Annotated in this window: 17 protein-coding genes; 5 read left to right on the plus strand and 12 right to left on the minus strand. The window is 71.5% G+C overall.

The features are described from left to right. Positions 1-12: 12 nt before the first annotated feature. From D0Y53_RS10750 to D0Y53_RS10760, 3 genes are all read right to left on the minus strand, one after another. Positions 13-2,913: a bifunctional diguanylate cyclase/phosphodiesterase gene (locus D0Y53_RS10750; protein ID WP_117203326.1), complete on the minus strand. Its 2,901-nt coding sequence runs from the start codon at positions 2,911-2,913 to the stop codon at positions 13-15. A gap of 163 nt (positions 2,914-3,076) precedes the next feature. Next, complete coding sequence (locus D0Y53_RS10755) at positions 3,077-4,006, minus strand: hypothetical protein (protein ID WP_233511758.1); 930 nt, start codon at positions 4,004-4,006, stop codon at positions 3,077-3,079. Positions 4,007-4,011: 5 nt separating this feature from the next. Continuing rightward, the gene (locus tag D0Y53_RS10760; RefSeq protein ID WP_117203328.1) at positions 4,012-6,192 is read right to left on the minus strand and encodes a M1 family metallopeptidase; all 2,181 of its coding nucleotides are present in this window, start codon (positions 6,190-6,192) and stop codon (positions 4,012-4,014) included. Between the two features lie 131 nt (positions 6,193-6,323). On the opposite strand from D0Y53_RS10760, the gene D0Y53_RS10765 reads away from it, so the two are divergent. Continuing rightward, positions 6,324-6,674, plus strand: coding sequence for a GFA family protein (locus D0Y53_RS10765; protein ID WP_117203329.1), 351 nt, complete (start codon positions 6,324-6,326; stop codon positions 6,672-6,674). A 589-nt stretch (positions 6,675-7,263) separates the two neighbouring features. Here D0Y53_RS10765 and D0Y53_RS10770 read toward each other — a convergent pair. The 3 genes from D0Y53_RS10770 to D0Y53_RS10780 all read right to left on the minus strand — a co-directional run bounded on the left by D0Y53_RS10770 (position 7,264) and on the right by D0Y53_RS10780 (position 8,892). Then, positions 7,264-7,557: a hypothetical protein gene (locus D0Y53_RS10770; protein ID WP_117203330.1), complete on the minus strand. Its 294-nt coding sequence runs from the start codon at positions 7,555-7,557 to the stop codon at positions 7,264-7,266. A gap of 105 nt (positions 7,558-7,662) precedes the next feature. Beyond that, entirely contained in the window at positions 7,663-8,574 is a 912-nt protein-coding gene (locus D0Y53_RS10775; RefSeq protein ID WP_199492050.1) for a peptidylprolyl isomerase, read from the minus strand. Between the two features lie 114 nt (positions 8,575-8,688). Beyond that, positions 8,689-8,892, minus strand: a complete 204-nt coding sequence (locus D0Y53_RS10780) for a hypothetical protein (RefSeq protein WP_117203331.1) — start codon at positions 8,890-8,892, stop codon at positions 8,689-8,691. Between the two features lie 253 nt (positions 8,893-9,145). On the opposite strand from D0Y53_RS10780, the gene D0Y53_RS10785 reads away from it, so the two are divergent. Both D0Y53_RS10785 and D0Y53_RS10790 read left to right on the plus strand, forming a co-directional pair. Continuing rightward, entirely contained in the window at positions 9,146-9,502 is a 357-nt protein-coding gene (locus D0Y53_RS10785) for a PadR family transcriptional regulator (RefSeq protein WP_233511761.1), read from the plus strand. After that, positions 9,499-10,422, plus strand: coding sequence for a sensor domain-containing protein (locus D0Y53_RS10790; protein ID WP_117203333.1), 924 nt, complete (start codon positions 9,499-9,501; stop codon positions 10,420-10,422). The genes D0Y53_RS10785 and D0Y53_RS10790 overlap by 4 nt, the downstream gene beginning before the upstream one ends. A gap of 174 nt (positions 10,423-10,596) precedes the next feature. Here D0Y53_RS10790 and D0Y53_RS10795 read toward each other — a convergent pair whose 3' ends face one another. The 4 genes from D0Y53_RS10795 to D0Y53_RS10810 all read right to left on the minus strand — a co-directional run bounded on the left by D0Y53_RS10795 (position 10,597) and on the right by D0Y53_RS10810 (position 15,209). Then, positions 10,597-12,687 carry a TonB-dependent receptor family protein gene (locus tag D0Y53_RS10795; protein WP_117203334.1) on the minus strand — a complete coding sequence of 697 codons (2,091 nt, stop codon included), beginning with the start codon at positions 12,685-12,687 and terminating at the stop codon, positions 10,597-10,599. A 64-nt stretch (positions 12,688-12,751) separates the two neighbouring features. Then, entirely contained in the window at positions 12,752-13,177 is a 426-nt protein-coding gene (locus D0Y53_RS10800; RefSeq protein WP_117203335.1) for a DUF2946 family protein, read from the minus strand. Between the two features lie 79 nt (positions 13,178-13,256). Then, on the minus strand, positions 13,257-14,516 hold the full coding sequence (locus D0Y53_RS10805; RefSeq protein ID WP_117203352.1) for a polyhydroxyalkanoate depolymerase: 1,260 nt from the start codon (positions 14,514-14,516) through the stop codon (positions 13,257-13,259). A gap of 99 nt (positions 14,517-14,615) precedes the next feature. Further along, the gene (locus D0Y53_RS10810) at positions 14,616-15,209 is read right to left on the minus strand and encodes a class I SAM-dependent DNA methyltransferase (RefSeq protein ID WP_117203336.1); all 594 of its coding nucleotides are present in this window, start codon (positions 15,207-15,209) and stop codon (positions 14,616-14,618) included. An 81-nt stretch (positions 15,210-15,290) separates the two neighbouring features. Between D0Y53_RS10810 and D0Y53_RS10815 the strand changes: the two genes are divergently transcribed. Together D0Y53_RS10815 and D0Y53_RS10820 are read left to right on the plus strand one after the other, a co-directional pair. After that, the gene (locus tag D0Y53_RS10815) at positions 15,291-15,740 is read left to right on the plus strand and encodes a CopD family protein (protein ID WP_117203337.1); all 450 of its coding nucleotides are present in this window, start codon (positions 15,291-15,293) and stop codon (positions 15,738-15,740) included. Positions 15,741-15,897: 157 nt separating this feature from the next. Continuing rightward, positions 15,898-17,247, plus strand: coding sequence for a dicarboxylate/amino acid:cation symporter (locus D0Y53_RS10820; protein ID WP_117203338.1), 1,350 nt, complete (start codon positions 15,898-15,900; stop codon positions 17,245-17,247). A gap of 10 nt (positions 17,248-17,257) precedes the next feature. On the opposite strand, the gene D0Y53_RS10825 is transcribed toward D0Y53_RS10820, so the two are convergent. Next, positions 17,258-17,677 carry a hypothetical protein gene (locus tag D0Y53_RS10825; RefSeq protein ID WP_117203339.1) on the minus strand — a complete coding sequence of 140 codons (420 nt, stop codon included), beginning with the start codon at positions 17,675-17,677 and terminating at the stop codon, positions 17,258-17,260. Positions 17,678-17,932: 255 nt separating this feature from the next. Continuing rightward, a complete protein-coding gene (locus D0Y53_RS10830; protein WP_233511759.1) occupies positions 17,933-18,640 on the minus strand; it encodes a C40 family peptidase in 708 nt (235 codons plus the stop codon). Positions 18,641-18,660: the final 20 nt, after the last annotated feature.

An 18,660-nucleotide genomic window follows, 5' to 3' on the forward strand; every position in this document is an offset into this window, starting at 1 on the left:
ATCCCTCCGCGCTCAGGCGCGCACGGTCCAGTGCGCCAGCGGTTGCGCATGGTCGTACAGGAAGCCCTGGCCGTAGTGGCAACCCATCGCCAGCAGGGCGTCGTGTTGGGCCTGGGTCTCGATGCCTTCGGCCAGCACCTCGATGTCCAGCGAGCGGGCAAGGGCGATCATCGCTCCGACCACGGCGTGCCCGCGCGCGGCCGCGTCGCCGAGCGCGGCGATGTAGGAGCGGTCGATCTTGATCATCCGCAACGGCAGGCTGTGCAGGGACGCGAGCGAGGCGTGGCTGGTGCCGAAATCGTCCAGCGCCGATTCCACGCAGGCCGCGCGCAGCCGCTGCAGGACCCGCACGGCGGCCTCCGGGTCGCCGATCAGCGTGCTCTCGGTGATCTCGATGCGCAGCCGCTCGGGCGCCAGCCCGGCCGCCGCGGCCACGCGCAGCAGCCGGCTGTCGAAATCCTCGCGCCGGATCAGCCCGGGCGAAACGTTGAGGGTGACGAACTGGCCGTCGTCCAGCAGCGTCCGCCCCGCTTCGCAGGCGAGCTGGAAGATGCGCCAGTCGATCGCCTCGAGCTGGCCGCTGTCCTCGGCCACCTGCAGGAAATCGGCGGGTGCCAGCACGCCCCGTTGCGGGTGCTGCCAGCGCAGCAGCGCCTCGTAGCCGACCACGGCGGCATCCTGCAGCCGCACCAGCGGCTGGAACCACGGCATGAACTGGTCGTGGCGCAGGCCTTCGCGCAGTTCCCGCTCCAGCGCCAGCACGTGCATGGTGGCGTGGTGCAGCTGCTCGTCGAACATCACGAAGCAGTTGCGTCCCTGTTCCTTGGCGCGATACAGGGCGATGTCGGCGTCGCGCAGCACCTCGTCGGTGGACACGTAATTGCCGTCGCAGACGGTGACGCCGATGCTGGCGCTGGTCTCCACCTCCTGTCCGGCCACCTCCATCGGCCGCTGCAGCGCGGCGATGACCCGCTGGGCGACCCTGGAGGCGGTTTTTGGCAGGTCCACGCGCTCGAGCAGGATCGCGAACTCGTCGCCGGACAGCCGCGCGACCACGTCCGGCTCGCGCACGGCGTGCCCGAGCCGGTGCGCGACTTCCTTCAGCACGTCGTCGCCCACCAGATGGCCGAGGCTGTCGTTGATCTGCTTGAAGCGGTCGACGTCGATGTACAGCAGCGCGAAGCTGCGGCCCGGCTCGCGCCGCAACTGCGACAGCGCGCGTTCGATGCGGTCGCGCAGGTAGACGCGGTTGGGCAGTCCGGTCAGCGGATCGTGCATCACCTGGTGCTTGAGCTGGGCTTCGGCCAGTTCGCGCTGGGCGATCTGCTCGCGCAGCTCGCGGGTGCGCTGCTGCACGCGCTCCTCCAGTTGCAGGTTGGCCTGCTGCAGCGCCTCGGCGGCGCGGCGCCGCTGCAGGGTGCTGGCGATCTGGTGGGAGACGAAGGTCAGCAGCTCGGCGTCGTGCGTATCGTAATCGGCGTTGTCCTCGTAGGCGCGCACCGCGACCACGCCGATCGCCTTGCCGTCGACCAGCAGCGGCGCGCCCAGCCACGATTTGGTCGGCGAGGCGACATAGCCGGGATCCACGTGCCCCTGTTCCACCAGCGCGTCGACCTGGGCGCGATCGACGATCAGCGGCTGCCGCGTGCGCAGCACGTATTCGGTGAGTCCGCGACCGAACGGCCGGCTGCTCCAGTCCTGCTGGTAACGGTCGGCCGCGTAGGCGAATTCGATCGTCGCGCCGTCGTCGGACAGCAGCGCGATGTAGATGTTCTGTGCATCGATCAGCTCGCCGACGATGGCGTGGACGCGGGCGTAGAAGTCGTCGCTGCTTTCCGCGCTGCCGGCGAGCGCGGCGATCTGGTAGAGCGCGGCCTGCAGGCGCTCGCCGCGCTCGCGTTCGGCCACCTCGCGGCTGAGTTCGCGGTTGGCCTGCGCCAGCTGGCAGGTGCGCTCCTCGACCCGGCGCTCCAGCTCCTCGCGCGCGCCGCGGCGTTCCAGCGCGGTGAGCACGTGTTCGGCCACGAACGCCAGCAGGCTCATGTCGGCATGCGTGTACTTGCTGCCTTCCAGGTAGCTTTGCACTACCAGCACGCCGTACACGCGGCCGTCGCGCTGCATCGGCACGCCCAGCCAGTCGCTGCTGTCGGTGCCCAGCACCGTCAGCGGGCCGGAGACCTGCTCGCGCAATTGCGCGGTGGTGCCCATCAGCGGCTGGCCGTCGCGGATCAGGTACCAGGTCAGGCAGCGTTCGAGTTGCGCCAGCGGAACGCTCTGGTCCGGATCCGGCCCGGTCTGGTCGACGGTGTCGGCGTAATAGGCGAACCGCAGGCTGTCGCCGGCGGGGTCGTACAGCGCGATGTAGAAGTTCTCCGCATACATCAGCCCGGACACGATCCGGTGCAGCCCGCGCAGCATCTCCGGCATGTCCAGGTCGGAGGCGGCCAGGTCGCCGATCGCGAACAGCGCCCGTTGCAGGTGTTCGGCGTTTTCCAGTTGCGCGATCGTGGAATGCAGGCGCTCGCGGGTCAGCACCTCCGCCATGCGCGCGCCGGCCGCCGCGCACAGCCGCCGCAGCTGCGGCGCCGTGGTCCATGGCGATTCCAGATGCAGCAGGGCGACGCCGCCGTCGGGGTCGTCGCACAGCAGCGAGTAGCGGGGATCCGGATGCGCGCCGGCGCGCCGCGCCGAGACCTCGCGCACCGCGCGCGCGATCTCGGGACCGGAAACTCCCGGGGGATCGCTGCAGATCGATTGCGGCCAACTCGACGACCACAGCGCCTGCGCCTGCGGTGCGTCGGGCAGCGCCCGCGCCAGTGCCTGGAGGATCGCCAGCGGGGTCCTGGCGGCAAGCAACTCGGCCAGGAAGACTTCGCTTTGGGCCTGCGATCCCGGGTTGAATTTCGTCTGCATGCGGGGCCCCCCGTTCGACGCCAGAATAGCGCGACAAAGGGACTGTATCGTGAACCCGGTCACAGGCGCTGCCGCGGCGCAGGCGGCACGCCGCAGGAGCCCGGGGGGCCGCCAGCGTGCCGGCGGCGCCGACCGCACCGCCTGCCAGCCGCGTTGCGCGCGCTCAGACCGGCAGCGGTGCGTGCGCGGGCGAGGCGTCCGGCTTCGCTGCCGGCAGCGGCTGCGCCATCCGTTCCGCCGCCAGCCCGGCCATGCCGTACAGGCGCGCGATCCGGCCCCAGGCCAGCATCGCCACGATCGCCTGCGCAAGCAGGAACGACAGCGCGAACGCGCCCGGGCCGACGCCGTCCGCGCGCACCCGCAGCCACGCGAACAAGAGCGCCAGGCCGTAGCCGACGAGGCTGGCGACCAGGTACACCAGCAGCGTGGCCAGCGGCCGCTGCAGCAGCAGTTTCACCCCGTGCCACCAGGCCACCACCGCCGAATGCCGGTTGCGGTCGGCGCCGAGCCAGCCGCGCCCGGCTTCCACGGTGGCGTGCGCGAGCACGAACACGAGCGCCGCGACGGCCAGGCCGATGCGCGAGGCGCGGTCGGCGTCCGAGGCCAGGATCGCCTGTTCGGCGCTCTTGCCCAGCGCGCCGATCGCGCCGCCGCCGATCGCCGCCGCGATCCCGAGCGGAATCACGGACCACAGCAGCATCCGCAGCAGCCGCCCGTATTCGCTCAGCCCGCCGTGGACGAGTTCGCCCAGACCCAGCCGGCGTCCGGCGCGCAGCGAGGCCACCACCATCCCGCTCAGCCACGGCGACAGCAGCAGCGTCAGTACCGTGGCCGCGCCCAGGCCGGCGCCGAGCCAGCCCAGGTGTTCGCCGACCTGCATCAGGCCCTGGATCAGCAGCGGCAGGTTGCGGCCGGCGGCGATGGCTGCCGCGTCCGGCGCGTGGCCGAACTGCGCCTGCAGCGTGACCCACAGCGGCGTGGCCACCAGCAGGGTCGGCAACAGCGTGGCGAGGAGCCACAACAGCAGCAGCCGCCACTGCAGCGCGGCCTTCAAGGCGGCGAGGGCGACGGTCATGCCGCCGCGACGAGGCATGCGGTTCATAGGCTCACCAGGAAGGAGAAGAGGGTCTGCAGCGCGGAAGCGAACTGGCCGGTCAGGCGCTGCGCGACGGAGCCGTCGTTTTCGAGCGTGCGGGCGTCGTCGAACTTGCTGGCGTCCAGGTACACCTTGTGCTGCGGATCCAGCTGCACCGAGACCGCCTTGCCGTGCTTGGTCCAGGTGAAGCGCTGCCATGGCCGCGTGCCGGAAAAATGCGCGGTCGCGCGGCTGCCGTCGGCGAAGGTCACGGTCACGGTCTGCGGCACGTCGGCGCCGGCGCGGCGCACCAGCACGCTGGTGCGGTACGGGAACGGCCCCTCGCCGGGCTTGGCTTCGGGGTGCGCCTTTTTCCACGCCGCGCGCTTGTCGGCGATGGCCTTGTCGATCGCGGCCGAGGTCAGTTCGATGCGCCGGCCCCGGTATTGCACGTAACCCGGCTGCGGCAGCACCTCGTTGCTGCTGAAGGCGGCAATGCGGTCGTCGACCGGCTGCACGCCGTAGACCTGCTGCGCGAAGATCCGCTCCACCGTCGCGCGCTGGCCGGTGCCCTCGATCAGCGCCTGGCGCAGGTCGGCGATGCTGGGGTGGCGGAACTTCCAGCGCGCGTAGTACAGCTTGAACGCGCGCTCCAGCGCCGGCGTGCCGACCGCGGCTTCCAGGTCGCGCATCGCGGTGGCGGTGCGCGAGTACACGGTGCCGTAGCTGCCGCCGGACATCCGTTTCCAGGAGTTCTGGCCAAGCGGGTCGGCCGGGTGCTCGGTCATCGCGCCGAGCCGTTCGTAGTCGAACACCGGCAGCCGCAGGTCGATCCCGAGCGTCTTCATCAACGGCGTGCCGAGGTGGATGTCGCGTCCGGCGGCGCGCAGCATGCGCTGGTCCCAGTACTCGTTCAGACCCTCGTCGAGCATCGGCTCCTCGAATTCGTTGGAGGCGAGGATGCCGTAGAAATAGCCGTGGCCGAACTCGTGGATGGTGACGAAGTCGAGCAGGTCGCGGGTCAGGGTGCCCGGGTCGACCTTGGCGAAGCTGGAGGCGGTGAAGAAGGTCGGGTATTCCATGCCGCCGGCTTCGCCCGCGTTGTGCGGCGGAATCACCACGGTCACGGTGCGGTACGGATACGGGCCGAGCGTGCGCGAGAAGAACTCCAGCGATTGCAGCGTCGCATCCAGCGCCGGTTGGGCGTTGTGCGCGTACTCGGGCGTGTACAGCACGCGCACCGTCACCTGCGGGCTGCCGGCGCCGTTGTAGTGGCCCACCAGCGGCCTGGCATAGCGCTTGTCGGCGGTCCAGGCGAAGTCGTGCACGTCGCCCTGGACGAAGCGGTGGGTGACCTTGCCGTCCTTTTCGACCGGGGCGCCGGTCTGTTCGCCGGTGGCGCCGACGGTGTAGCCCTTGGGCACGGTGATGCGCACGTCGTATTCGCCGAAGTCGGCGTAGAACTCGCTGTGCGCATGGAACTCGTGCGCGTTCCAGCGCGGTGCGGTAGCGCCGCGCTCGCCAGGCAGTTCGAGCACGCCGACCTTCGGGAACCATTGCGCGACCAGGTGGAAGCTGCCGAAGTAACCGGTGCGCGCGATCACCCGCGGCAGCTGGTCGAAGAAGTCGATGTCCAGGGTGGTGCTGGCGCCGGGTGCGACCGGCTGCGGCAGGTCCAGCCGCACCACGGTGCGGTCGGTCTTCGGGCCGCCGTCGGGTTGCACGAAACGCCACTGCACCGGCGCGCCGCCCTGCGCCACCTTGCGCAACTGCATGTAGCCCCAGTCGCCGTCCTTGACGTCCACGCCGCTGCGGAACTTGTCATTGCCCTCGCGCAGCTCGGTCATGAAGGTGCTGCCCGGGCCCTCGAACGCATTGAGGTACAGGTGCAGGTAGACGCTGCAGACCGGCTGCGCGCTGCGGTTGCGCCAGGTCAGCTGCTGCTTGCCGGTCACGGTGTGCTTGACCGGGTCCAGGGTGGCGTCGATCGAGTAGCGGACCACGCGGTCGGACAGCGTGGCCTCGTTGCCGCGGCGCGGCCCGCCCCAGGCATCGGCTGCGCTGGGGGTGGCGACGGCGGCGGCATTGCCACCGGCCAACGGGATCGGCGCGCAAGCGGCAGGCGCGGCCGGCGCGGCGGCCAGCGCAGCCAGCGGCGACCCGGCGGTCAGCGCCCAGGCCAGAAGGATTCGCAGGTGCAACATCGGCCATTCCCCGGAGACACGAAGCTTGCAGCGTGCAACGCCCCTGCCGCGGCGGCAATCCCACTCCCGGCGGATGCGCGGCGTGCCGCGACGGGTTAAGGTTCCCGGTCCCATCGGCCCGGAGCCGCGCCATGACCCACGCCGGCAGCTGCCATTGCGGCAGGATCGCCTTCACCCTGGAAGGCGAGATCCACGAGGCGATCGACTGCAACTGTTCGCTGTGCCGGCGCCGTGGCGCGCTGCTGGCGTTCTTTCCGCGCGCGGCGCTGACGCTGACCTCGCAGGAAGGCGACTGCGGCACCTATCGCTTCAATACCGAAAGGATCGCGCACCATTTCTGCCCGACCTGCGGCATCGCGCCGTTCAGCGAAGCGGTCCACCCCAAGACCGGCGCGCCGATGGTCGCGGTCAACGTGCGCTGCCTGCCGGACGTGGACCTGGCGACGCTGCAGGTAAAGCAGGTCGACGGCGCCAGCCTGTAGCCGCGCGCCCGGGTGCCGAGCGCATGGCGCGCGGCGAGTTGTGGTCTCTCGTGATCATCCGGAATGATCCCGGGAAGGCCGTGCAGGTGCAGAGCCCCGGATGGGCCAGCGCGGAACCCTCTGCAGGGAAGCCGGCGGCCTGGGCTGTGCGGGGTGCGCCGTGAAAACATACTTTCAAGCGCGGAAATTCTGCGGAAGAAGCCGGTGGCCCGGCCTGTGCGGGACACGCCGTGAATACGTCCCTGTAGGCTCCTCGGCGGCATCCATGCCGCCGACGGTCCCGCACAGGCCGGGCCACCGGCTTCCGGGCAAGTGAGTCGGCGTGCGTGGGAACAACCAGCCGAAGCCGATTTCCCGAGTCCAGGCCATGACTCGACGTCAGGCCAGGTATCACCCGCGCCCAGACTAAAAGACAGGAGGTCGTCAGGAGGGCGCAGCACCCCCGGCCCGCCGGGCGGCGACTCCGTCCGAAGCCGATTTTCCAAGCGCAAGCCATCGATGGCTTGCGCCCCAACTTGAAGACAGGATGTCGTCAAGAGGGCGCAGCACCGCCAATCTCGCGTAGCGAACAGCGTGGGGGGGCGTGCGCCTAGTCTTCCTCTTCCTCGAACTCGACCAGCGCGTCGAGGTCGAACGCCAGCGCCTCGACCGCCTCGCGCACCTTGCGTGCGGTGGCTTCGTTCGGCGCCTCGACTTCGAGCTCGTGCGCATCGGGCCCGCGGATGTCGCTCAGACCCGCGGAACTGGAGTCGGCGTCGTCCATGCGGTCCATCATGTCCGCGACTTCCTCGACGTGCTCGATCCCCTCCAGGCTCTGCAGCAGATTGATCACGGCGCGGACATCATCTTCGCTCCCGGTCAGGCGCAGGCGCAGGGTCGGCATGGAGGCATCTCGCGGTGGAATGCGGGGCAGCCTAGGCAGGCGCAAGCTAATGCGGCGTGACGGACGCGGCGCCTTGCCGCGCGCTGCGCGCCCGGATGCGCGCGTTCATTCCGCGGCGGCGGCCGGCGGCGGCGCACGCACCGGCAGCGGCACGTTGCACAGGTCGATGTGGCCGGCCGGAACCTTGTACCAGTCGTCGCGACGGTTGCGGCGCATCTCCACCAGTTGCGCGAACAGCGCGGTATCGGTGCGCAGCAGCTGCAGCGGCGTGCGTTGCGCTTCGGGCAGGTCGGCGGCCAGCGCGATCGATCGGATCGGCGTGCGCTGCTCGGGGTGCGCGTAGAAGCCCATCGGTGCCGGTCCGCGCGGGATCACGCTCAGCAGCTCCATGCCCTGCACGACGCGGCCGACGACGGTGATGTTGCGGTCCAGCTGCCGCGGCGACTGGCCGTCGACCACGTACAGCTCGGTACCGTTGCTGGAATCGGCGGCGACGTCGCGGCCGGCGCCCAGGGTGCCGTAGCAGTGCGCCAGCCAGGCCTGGCCGGAAGCCGGGTCGCGCGCGGCCGGGAAGCCGTCGGCGAAGCCCACTTCCGGCGCCCAGCCGTCGCGGTCGGGCAATCGGTCGAAGGCGAGGCCCTCGGAGGTGCGGGTGAATTCGGCCGGCAACTGCGGCCTGGCGCTGCCGATCGGCTTGCGCGCGGCGGCGTCCTCGGTCGGGTCGCCGAACTGGACCACGAAGTTGTCCTGCGAACGGTAGATGCTCAACCCGTCCCAGTAGCGTTCCCGCGCCAGCGTGCGGATGTTGGCCACGTGCGCGGGGGCGAACCCGGGCGCCAGCTCGATCACCACGCGGCCGGCCGCCAGGTCCATGTACAGCGTGTTGGCCGGGTCCGGCGTGCGCCAGTCCGACGGGCTGGAGGCATCGAGCAGCTCCTGCGCCGATCTGGGCTGCGGCACGGCTGTCGCGGCTTCGGGCGATTGCTGCGTCGCCGCCGCGCTCGGCGACAACGCCATCGCTGCCAGCGCGAGCGGCAGGGCGGACCACAGCGGGCGCAGGTTCGGCACGGGCGACTCCTTGGGCGGCGATGCACCGATTCTGGCGCAGCGCCGCCACTGTCGCCATCGCCGTCAGTGTCGGGTCTGCGATTTGTCGCTGCCCGATTTGCGTCCGGAGCCGGACTGCTTGCCGCCGCCGTCGCGCTTGTTGACCGTGGCCCAGGCGATGCGCTCGGCGTCTTCCCTGGAACGGCCTTCCTTCATTTCGCTCTGCTCGATGTGCCGGGCCTGGCGTTTCTGCTTGTCGGTGTAGCTGGATTTCTCGCCGCGTGGCATCTGTTTTCTCCGCGGCCGCGTGGGGGGAGCGGCCGGCGCCATCCTGGCCGCTCCGCCGTCAACCGGCGGCGATGAAACCGTAAAGCCGGTGTGGGTCGTGCCGATCGAATGCCAAGCGGGCATGACTAGCGGCACATTCGCTATACCGAAGTTAGCAATAGCATCCCTGCAACCTGTTCGGGAGCCCGTCGTGGCCGCTTCCCCCGCATCGTCAGCCGCTGCCCCGGACGACCCCGACGTCGCCGGGCAGCAGCTGCGCAAGTTCCAGAAGGAGCTCAGCGCCGGCACCGTGTCGCTGGCGCTGCTGGGGGTGCTGGCTGCCGCTGCCGAGCCGATGTACGGCTATCAGATCGCCAAGCGCCTGGAGTCGGTCGGCGAGGGCGTGCTTGCCGGCAAGCAGAGCGCGCTGTATCCGGTGCTGCGCAACCTGGAGGGGGCCGGCCTGCTGCAGAGCTTCGTCGAGCCGTCGGTTGCCGGGCCGCCGCGCCGCTACTACCGCATCACCGCCGTCGGGCGGGACGTCCTTCACGCCTGGACCCGGGCCTGGTGCGCCACCCGCGATTCCGTCGATTCCGTCCTCGATTCCGTCTCTCAGGGCCCTTCCGCATGAACGCCATGCCCGATCCGCCGTTGCCGACCTCCATCCCCGAGTACCTGGCACGCCTGCGCGCGGCGCTGGCCGGCGCCGATCCGGCCCTGGTCCAGGACGCGCTGTACGACGCCGAGGAATACCTGCGCTCGGAGCTGGCCGAGCATCCGGAGCAGTCCGAGGCCGAAGTCATCGCCGCGGTCGCCGGCAGCTACGGCGCGCCGGACGAGGTCGCCGACATCTACCGCGACACCGAGGTCAAGGTGCAGACCGCCTTGCGCGCGCCGCCACCGCCGCCGCGCAGCTCGGCCATCGGCCGCTTCTTCGGCGTCGCCGCGGACCCGCGCACCTACGGCGCGCTGTTCTATTCGCTGCTGGCACTGGCCACCGGCATCTTCTATTTCACCTGGACGGTGACCGGGATCGCGCTGTCGCTCGGGTTGTCGGTGATCATCATCGGCATCCCGTTCGTGATCCTGTTTCTGGGTTCGGTGCGGCTGCTGGCTTTGGTCGAGGGCCGGGTCGTGGAGGTGATGCTCGGCGAACGGATGCCGCGACGGCCGCTGTACGCCGACCGCGAGCGGCCGGTGCTGGCGCGGATCGGCGGGATGTTCACCGACCCGCGCACCTGGTCCACGCTGCTGTACCTGCTGGCGATGCTGCCGCTGGGCGTCGCCTACTTCACCATCGCGGTGACGCTGCTGGCGACCGCGCTGGGGCTGGTGGTCGCGCCGCTGCTGATCGTCTTGGGCGCCTTCGACGGCTGGTCGCTCTCCGGCGGCTGGATCGGTTACTGGGAACCGGCGACGACCCTGGGCGCATGGGAGCTGCCGATCGCCTTCGCCTGCGGCGTGCTGCTGCTGTTCGCGACCTTGCATCTGCTGCGCGGGATCGGGCGCCTGCACGGGGCGATCGCCAAGCAGTTGCTGGTGAAGGCGTAACCGCCGGCCGCCTCCGGCGCGATGTGGCCCTTCTCCCGCAGGCGGGGGAAGGGCGCTGCAGCGGGAGGCCTTCACGCCGCCCGCGGGGCGCTCGGGCTGCGGAGCGTGGCGACGACCGGGGCGACGGATGCGGCCCGGACGGCTTTCCCACGCAAGCGCGGAGCCGGGCAGCGATCAGTCCGGGCGCCACTCCAGCCCGACATACAGCGCACGCCCGTCGCCGGGCAGGAAGTTGCGGCCGTCCACGCCGCGGGCATCGGCGACCACGTTGGTGCTGGCGATCCAGCGGCGGTCGCCCAGGTTGCGCAGGTCGGCGAACCACTGCCAGTGGGCGCCCGCATCGCCGCCGAGCCTGAGTCCGATGGTGGCGAAGCCGGGTGCGCGGAACGTGTTGGCGTGGTCGACGTAGCCGCCGTGCGGCACCCATTCCAGGCTCGGCTCGACATGCCAGCGCGCCCCGCGCGCCCAGCGCAACGCGGCGCGCAACTGCTGCGGCGGGACGCCGGCCAGCCGGTTGTCGCCGTAGACCGGGTCGCGCTGGAAGCGGAAGTCGTTGTAGAGGTAGCTGGCCGACAGCCGCCAGGCGGGCGCGGGTGTCCACTCCACGCCGAACTCGAGGCCCTGGTGCAGGCTGCGGTCGGCGTTGACCGTGCCCAGCGGGTTGCCCTGGCCGTCGCTGAGCGCCAGCAGCTCGCCGTCGATCCGCGCGCGGTACAGCGCCAGGTCCAGCGACAGCGTTTCGCGGTGCAGGCGCAGGCCGAGTTCGGCGCTGGTCGCGCGCTGCTGGTCGACCGGGGTGACGCCCGGTCCGCCGCTGAGTTCGCCAAAGCTCGGCGGCTCGGCGCTGCGGCTGAGGTTGGCGAACAGCTGGGTGCCCTCGCCGGGCAGCCAGCGCAGCCCGAGCTTGGGACTGACGGCCGTGTAATCGACCTCGAAACTCTCGTCGCGGCCGCCGCTGATGAGCAGGTCGCGCGAGCGCCGCTCCGCGCGCAGCGCCTGCGCGCCCAGCGCCAGCGCCCAGCGTGGCGTCAGCCACAGCTGCTCCTCGACGAAGGCGCTGGTGTTGGCCGCGTGCTGGTCGAAGCGGTTGCTGGGCGCGCCGGCGCGTCCGCCGACATTGACGAAGCGTTCGTCGTCGAGGCGACCGCGCACGTGCGACATGCCCGCGACGAGGATGTGGCGCCTGCCCCCCAGCATGCCTTCGCTGCGCCAGCGCAGGTCCAGGCCGTCGTCGCGCGAGGCCTGCTCCAGCACCTGGAAGATCGGATGGTGCAGCGACTTGTCGGAATGGAACAGCGAGAGCGTGATGCTGCCGGCGTCCGTCGGTGCCCAGGCGAGCTTGCCGGCGACGCGGTCCAGGCGGAAGTCGCGGCGCTGGTCCAGCGCGAGGTTGGCGGGCGCCGCCAGCGCCGGATCCTGCAGTGCCTCGGCCAGGGTGAGGTTGCCGGGCAGCTGCGAGCGGGTGTCGACATGGGTCAGGTACAGCCGCCCGTCGAGGCGGTCGCCGAACTGGAAGCCGGCATTGCCGGACAGGCGGTAGTTCTCCTGCACCGCGTGCGCGCGGTAGCCGTCCTGGCGCGCGCCGGTCAGGCTGAGGTAGGCGTCGGCGCGGCCGCTGCTGCCGGCCAATGCCACTTGCGCGCGGCGGCTGCCGAAGCTGCCGGCTTCCAGCCGCAGCGTGCGCGGCGCGGCGTCGTAGCCGGCGGGGGAGACGAAGTCGATCGCGCCGCCGAGGGTGGCGGCGCCGGCTTCCAGCGCGTTGGCGCCGCGCCAGATCTGGATGTAGCGCGCGGCCAGCGGCTCGATCGCCTGGAAGTCGAAACTGCCGTCGGCCAGGTTGAGCGGCACGCCATCCTGCAGCAGCGCGATGCCGCGACCGTGGAAGGTGCGTTGCAGGCCGGAACCGCGGATCGACAGCCGCGCCTCCTCGGCGCCGAAACGCGGCTGCACGAACACGCCGGCGGCGTAGCCGAGGGCGTCGGCGAGGGTGCCGACGCGGCCGTCGCGGTAGCGTTCCGCGTCGACCAGCGCGGTGGCGCCGGCGCGCTCGTCCAGGCGTGCGCGCGCCTGCGCGAGGTCGGGGACGCTCTGCGCCAGCGGCCGCTGGCCGCGCACCTCGACGCGCTCCAGGGTGACGGCTTGTTCGGAATCGGGATCGGATGCGGGGAGAGGGTCGGCGGCCAGCGCCGCGGACGGCGGCAGCGCCAGCAGCAGCGCAACGGCCAGGCGCGACGCACGCGGCGCCGCGGGGGAGGAAAACGACATGGCAAAGGCTCCGGAAACGGCACAAGGACGCGCGATGGCAGCGCGCGCAGGCAGGGCTTGTGGTTCAGGACGCCAGGGGCGGGCCGCGCGAACCCAGGCCGCAAGGGTGCGGAGCCTTGCGGCCGGGCGCCGATTTTCCTGTGCCAAACGCCGGTTGCGGACGCGGCAGGACGCCGGTCAGGCCGCCGGCCACCGTCAGTACGACCGCCGCCAGCAGCGGGCAGTAGGCGCACTCGTCGCCGGCATGGCCGGCGGGCGCGGGCGCGGGGTCGCCGTGGGCGCCATGTCCCCAGGACGCCGGCAGGGCGACCGTGCGCAGGCCCGCGACCGTGCACAGGGCGCTCCAAGCCGGCGACGCCAGCGCGGGGGCGGTGTCGGCGCGCGCGCCCAGCAGGCGACCGAAAGTCGGCAGCGTCGCCAGCAGCAGCATGGCGACCAGCGCCAGCCGCGCCAGCGGGCGCTGCCAGGCCCGGGAGCGGAAGCGGATCATGCGGGGAGTATCCCGGCGGCCCGCGGCGGCCGCCAGTATTGGATGTGCAAAGGCCGGAGGGCGCGGTCTGCCATCGGCTTCAGGCGGTATGGCCGGCGATGAAATCGCGGACCTGCGGATACACCTGCTCGCGCCAGCGGCGGCCGCTGAAGATGCCGTAGTGGCCGGCGCCCGCCACCGTCAGTTGCTGGCGGTCGGCCGCGGCGATGCCGCTGCACAGCGCGTGCGCGGCGTGGGTCTGGCCGGCGCCGGAGATGTCGTCGAGTTCGCCCTCGACGGTCAGCAGCGCGGTGCCGCCGCCCTTGTACGAGCGGATCGCCGCCGGATCCACGCGCGCGCCGGCCACGTCCCACAGCCCGCGCGGCAGCAATTGCTGCTGGAACACGATGCGCACGGTGTCGAGGTAGTACCTGGCCGGCATGTCGAGCACGGCGTTGTATTCGTCGTAGAAGCGGCGGTGCGCGGCGGCATCCTCCAGGTCGCCCTTGACCAGGTCCTGGTAGAAGTCCCAGTGCGACATGAAGTGCCGCTCCGGATTCATCGCCATGAACCCGGCGTGCTGCAGGAAGCCCGGATACACGCGGCGGCCGCGGCCGGGATAGTTGGCCGGCACGATCTGGATGAGGTTGCTCTCGAACCACCACAGCGGTTTCTGCATGGCCATGGCGTTGACCGCGGTCGGCGACTGCCGGGTATCGATCGGCCCGCCCATCATCACCAGCGAGCGCGGGGTGGTCTCGCCGCGGGCGGCCATCAGCGACACCGCGGCCAGCACCGGCACGGTCGGCTGGCAGACGCTGATCACGTGCAGCTCGCGCGCGCCGATGTGGCGGATGAAGTCCTGGATGTAGGCCACGTAGTCGTCCAGCGAAAACGCGCCCTCGGCGGCCGGCACCATGCGCGCGTCGAGCCAGTCGGTGACATAGACCTTGTGGTCGCGCAGCAGCGTGCGCACGGTATCGCGCAGCAGGGTGGCGTGGTGGCCGGACAGCGGCGCCACCACCAGTACCGACGGGTCGCCCTTGAGCGTGCGCAGGTTGCCGGCGTCGTCGCTGTAGCGCTTGAAGCGCAGCAGCCGGCAGAACGGCTTGCGCGCCACCTCCTGCTCGACCACCGGGCAATGCTGGCCGTCGATCTCCACGGCGTGCAGGCCGAATTCCGGTTTCTCGTAGTCCTTGCCGACCCGGTACAGCAGCTCGCAGCCGGCGGCGATGCGCGAAGCCTCGGGGATGCCGGCGAGCCAGCTACCCGGTGCCGAGAACATCTTCGCGCCGGCCTCGGCCCAGTAGGTCAGCGGCGCCGCGCCGGCGCGCCAGAGTTCGTGCATCTGATACAGCAACATCGGTCCCCGTGCCCTTGCCGGCGTTGGTGCTGCGCCGCAGCATACTCCATGCCGGGCGCACGCCGCGGCCGCGCCGGTGTGACGCGGGCCGCAATCTCAGCCCGGCAATTCCAGCGCCGTCGCGCGGGCGCGCAGGCCCGGCGCCAGCCAGCAGTGCGAGCCGAGCGCGGCCAGGCCCAGGCGTTCGAAGCGCTGCCGGTAGAAGTGCGCCGGACGCGCCTGGAACTCCTCCTCGTCGCCCTCGGCGCTGTCCTCGCGGACGAAGACCTCCAGGAACGCCACCCCGCCGCACAGCGCGGCCAGGCCGGGCAAGCCGCGGTCGAGTTCGCGCGTGGACAGGTAGTGCAGCACGTCGCTGCATACCAGCAGGTCCACCGGCGGGCACGGGCGCAGCAGGGCGAAGTCGGCGAAGCGCGCCAGGTGCAGGTTGCGCGTGCGGCCGTAGCGCGCGACCGCATACGGGCTGGCATCGAAGCCGAGGTAGCGCGCCTGCGGCCGCAACCGCAGCAGCGGCGCGCGCCAGGCGCCTTCGCCGCAGCCGATGTCCAGCACCGTGCGCAGCGGCCGCTCCAGGTGGTACTCGGCGGTCGCGACCGCAAGCGCGACCTTGCGCGCGAGCCGCCGCGCGCCGCCGATGCCGCGGCGGCGATACCAGCGGTCGAAGTAGTCGCGGTCGTATTGCTTGGTCACGGGAGTCGGGCCACGGCAGGCAGGCGGGGACGGGAAGCGCGCGCGTCGTATGATCGCATCCCTCGTTACGGAGCAGCCCGCATGGCCTACCTGTGGACCAAGACCGCGCACCTGGTGTTCGTGATCGCGTGGATGGCGAGCGTGTTCTACCTGCCGCGGATCCTGGTCAACCTGGCCGAGGCCGGCGACGCGCCGGCGGTGCGCGAACGCCTGCTGCTGATGGCGCGGCGGCTGTATCGCTTCGGTCACATGATGTTCGGCTTCGCGGTCGTGCTCGGGCTGGTGCTGTGGCTGGGCTATCTGTGGATCCCGGGTTTCCAGACCATGGTCGCTCCCGGCTCGGGCTGGCTGCACGTCAAGCTGGTGCTGGTGCTGCTGCTGCTGGCGTACTTCGTCGCCTCCGGCGTGCTGTTCAAGCGCCTGGCCGACGGCCGCCCGCTGCCGTCGGCGCGGACGCTGCGCTGGTTCAACGAGATCCCGCTGCCGCTGCTGGTGGCGATCGTGTACCTGGTCCTGGCCAAGCCGTTCTGAGCGGCGCGGGCCAGTCCGGCCGGCGGTCGGAGGCCGCGCTGCCGCGCCCGGCGCCGCGCGCGTGTGCGGTGGTGCCGCCGTTTCCCTGCGTGCGTGCCGCCACAGCGTTCCATGCAGGCGTCTCGCACCGGCTGCCGCGCTCGGCTATCGTCCACCGATGAAGCTGGTCTCGATGTGGTTCCGGATTCCGTTCTGGCAGCGCGTGCTCGCCGGCTTCGTGCTCGGCGCGCTCGCCGGCTGGGGCTTCGGGCCGTCGGCGGACACCTGGTTCGGGCCGCTGGGCGACCTCTACGTCACCCTGATCAAGCTGATCGCCGCGCCGCTGGTGTTCTTCGCGGTGATCCATGCGGTGGCCTCGCTGCACGGGCAGAAGTCGATGGTCGCGCTGGGCGGGCGCACGTTCGCATGGTTCGCCGTCACCGCGATGCTGGCGGTGGGCGTGGGCCTGCTGGTGGGCACGGTGCTGCAGCCGGGCATCGGCGTCGGGGCGCTGTCGATCGCCTCCGACTACGTGCCCAAGACCGTGCCCGACCCGATCCGGGTACTGCTGGACGTGGTGCCGTCGAACGCGTTCTACGCGCTGACCGGCATCGGCACCACCAGCAACGCTGCCGGCGAGACGGTGCTGGCGGCCGACAAGGGCTCGATCCTGCCGGTGATCTTCATCGCCGCGCTGGTCGGCTTCGCCATGGTCAAGCTCGGCGAGCGCGTGGCGCTGGCGCGCAAGCTCGCCGGCGAGGCCAGCGAGCTGATGATCCAGGTCACCCGCTTCGTGCTCGAGGTGACGCCGATCGGCACCTTCGGCCTGATCGCCGCGCTGGTGGGTTCCTACGGCTTCGGCAAGCTGCTGCCGCTGGGCAGCTTCGTGATCGCGCTGTACCTGGCCTGCGTCATCCAGATCGTGGTGGTGTACGGCGGCCTGCTGCTGGCGCACGGCCTGAACCCGCTGAAGTTCTTCCGCGGCGCGGCCTCGGGTATGCAGGTCGCGTTCGTCAGCTCCTCGAGTTTCGCCTCGCTGCCGGCGGCGCTGCGCAGCGTCACCCACAACCTGGGCGTCGACCGCGACTACGCCGCGTTCGCGGTGCCGCTGGGGGCGAGCATCAAGATGGACGGTTGCGGCGCGATCTACCCGGCGCTGGCGGCGGTCTTCATTTCGCAGTACACCGGCGTGCCGATGACCGCCGACCAGTACCTGGTGGTGCTGATCGCCTCGGTGCTCGGCAGCTTCGGTACCGCCGGCGTGCCGGGCACGGCGGTGGTGATGGCGACGGTGGTGCTCAGCGCCGCCGGCCTGCCGCTGGAGGCGATCGGCTATCTGTATGCGATCGACCGCGTGCTGGACATGATGCGGACGATGACCAACGTCACCGGGCAGATGCTGGTCCCGGTGCTGGTCGCGCGCGAAACCGGGCTGCTGGACCGCGAGGCCTACCAGGCGGCCTCGAGCAATCTCGGCATCGCCGCCGGCGAGGCGGCCGAGCCGCATCCGCTGCGCGAGCCAGGCTGAGTGGCGTCCCTCAGGCCGGGGGAGGCCGCCGGCGCGGCCGCGCCAGCGTCGACGCCAGCCACGCCGCGGGCAGCGGCAGCAGCAACCCGAGCACCCCCATCCAGCGGGGATGCTGCGGCATCTGCACGATCATCCCGACCACGCCCGCCATCACCACCAGCGCGACTAGTCCCGCGACCAGGCGCGGATGCGCGGGCGCGATCCGCGCCGCCACCCAGCCGCCGAGGAAGGCCCCCGCAACCCAGGCCAGCACCACCAGCGCCAGCGCCGCGGGCGGCTGTGCGGCGAGGAGCCGCTGCAGTTGCTCCGGCACCATCGGGTCCAGCCCGGGGGGCGGTGGATACAGCAGGTGGCCGAGGAATTCGATGCCCATGATGGCCAGGAACATCGTCGCCAGGCCGGCGAGCACGCCCAGGATCGTCCGCAGCATCGGCGTCTCCGCAGCAATCGACGCGAGCATCGCCGCTTCGACGGCACCCCGCAAGCACGGCCGCGGTGCGCACGACCGGCATGGGGGCCCGCAGTCCGCGGACGACCGGCGTCTGTCGCGTGTGCGGCCCAGGTGCCGGTGCCGTCGAAGATGCCGGGCAGACACGGGCGCCTGCGCCCGCAAGCTGCGGACGCGGGCCCCGGACAGCGAAAGGCCGCCCTGCGGCGGCCTGGAACGGGGAAGGGTGAGGCGGACTCAGATCCCGGCGACGCGCCGCGCCTGCAGGAACTTGCTGCTCCAGTAGCCGCTGTCCAGGCGCGAGACGGTGACGTCGCGGCCGGTGCGCGGGGCGTGCACGAACTGGCCGTCGCCGACGTAGATGCCGACGTGGTCGACGCGGCCGCGGCGGCCGAAGAACACCAGGTCGCCGGGCGACAGTCGGGCGCGTTCGACCTGCTCGCCGCTGCGGGCCATCTCCCGCGAGACCCGCGGCAACTCGATGCCCAGGGTGGTGCGGAAGACATAGCCGACCAGGCCGCTGCAGTCGAAGCCGTCGGTGCTGCTGCCGCCCCAGCGATAGGGCGTCCCCAGCAGCGCCAGCGCGCGCCTGAGCACGCTCTGGATGCGGCCGCCCTCGGCGGGCTCGGCGGCGGCGGCCGTGTGGCTGCCGATCAGCCGGTTGATGTCGCCGGCGAGCAGCATCGCGCGCTCGGGCATCGGCATGGCCTCGGCGGTTGCCGGTGCCGCGGCGGCGGCGTGCCCGGGGCGGGCGGCCGACGCGGATGCGGCCGGGGGTGCGGTGAGGGTCGACGGGACGATCGTGTTGGGGGTTGCGGCGTTGGCCGGCGCGGCGTCCTGGGCGAAGGCCGGCAGCGCGCAGGCGCAGAGCACGGCGCAACACAGGCTGGCGGCCACGCGGCGGGTGGCCGCGGGGCGGTTGGGAATCAGGTCGGATGGCGTCACGCGGGGATCGGGGCTGTCAT

The organism is Cognatiluteimonas weifangensis (assembly GCF_003416885.1).
GTDB lineage: Bacteria > Pseudomonadota > Gammaproteobacteria > Xanthomonadales > Xanthomonadaceae > Cognatiluteimonas > Cognatiluteimonas weifangensis.

Coding starts and splice junctions, on each gene's coding strand:
- D0Y53_RS10750 (WP_117203326.1), bottom strand. CDS start 2,913: ATGCAGACGAAATTCAACCCGGGATCGCAGGCCCAAAGCGAAGTCTTC.
- D0Y53_RS10755 (WP_233511758.1), bottom strand. CDS start 4,006: ATGCCTCGTCGCGGCGGCATGACCGTCGCCCTCGCCGCCTTGAAGGCC.
- D0Y53_RS10760 (WP_117203328.1), bottom strand. CDS start 6,192: ATGTTGCACCTGCGAATCCTTCTGGCCTGGGCGCTGACCGCCGGGTCG.
- D0Y53_RS10765 (WP_117203329.1), top strand. CDS start 6,324: ATGACCCACGCCGGCAGCTGCCATTGCGGCAGGATCGCCTTCACCCTG.
- D0Y53_RS10770 (WP_117203330.1), bottom strand. CDS start 7,557: ATGCCGACCCTGCGCCTGCGCCTGACCGGGAGCGAAGATGATGTCCGC.
- D0Y53_RS10775 (WP_199492050.1), bottom strand. CDS start 8,574: ATGGCGTTGTCGCCGAGCGCGGCGGCGACGCAGCAATCGCCCGAAGCC.
- D0Y53_RS10780 (WP_117203331.1), bottom strand. CDS start 8,892: ATGCCACGCGGCGAGAAATCCAGCTACACCGACAAGCAGAAACGCCAG.
- D0Y53_RS10790 (WP_117203333.1), top strand. CDS start 9,499: ATGAACGCCATGCCCGATCCGCCGTTGCCGACCTCCATCCCCGAGTAC.
- D0Y53_RS10795 (WP_117203334.1), bottom strand. CDS start 12,687: ATGTCGTTTTCCTCCCCCGCGGCGCCGCGTGCGTCGCGCCTGGCCGTT.
- D0Y53_RS10800 (WP_117203335.1), bottom strand. CDS start 13,177: ATGATCCGCTTCCGCTCCCGGGCCTGGCAGCGCCCGCTGGCGCGGCTG.
- D0Y53_RS10815 (WP_117203337.1), top strand. CDS start 15,291: ATGGCCTACCTGTGGACCAAGACCGCGCACCTGGTGTTCGTGATCGCG.
- D0Y53_RS10820 (WP_117203338.1), top strand. CDS start 15,898: ATGAAGCTGGTCTCGATGTGGTTCCGGATTCCGTTCTGGCAGCGCGTG.
- D0Y53_RS10825 (WP_117203339.1), bottom strand. CDS start 17,677: ATGCTGCGGACGATCCTGGGCGTGCTCGCCGGCCTGGCGACGATGTTC.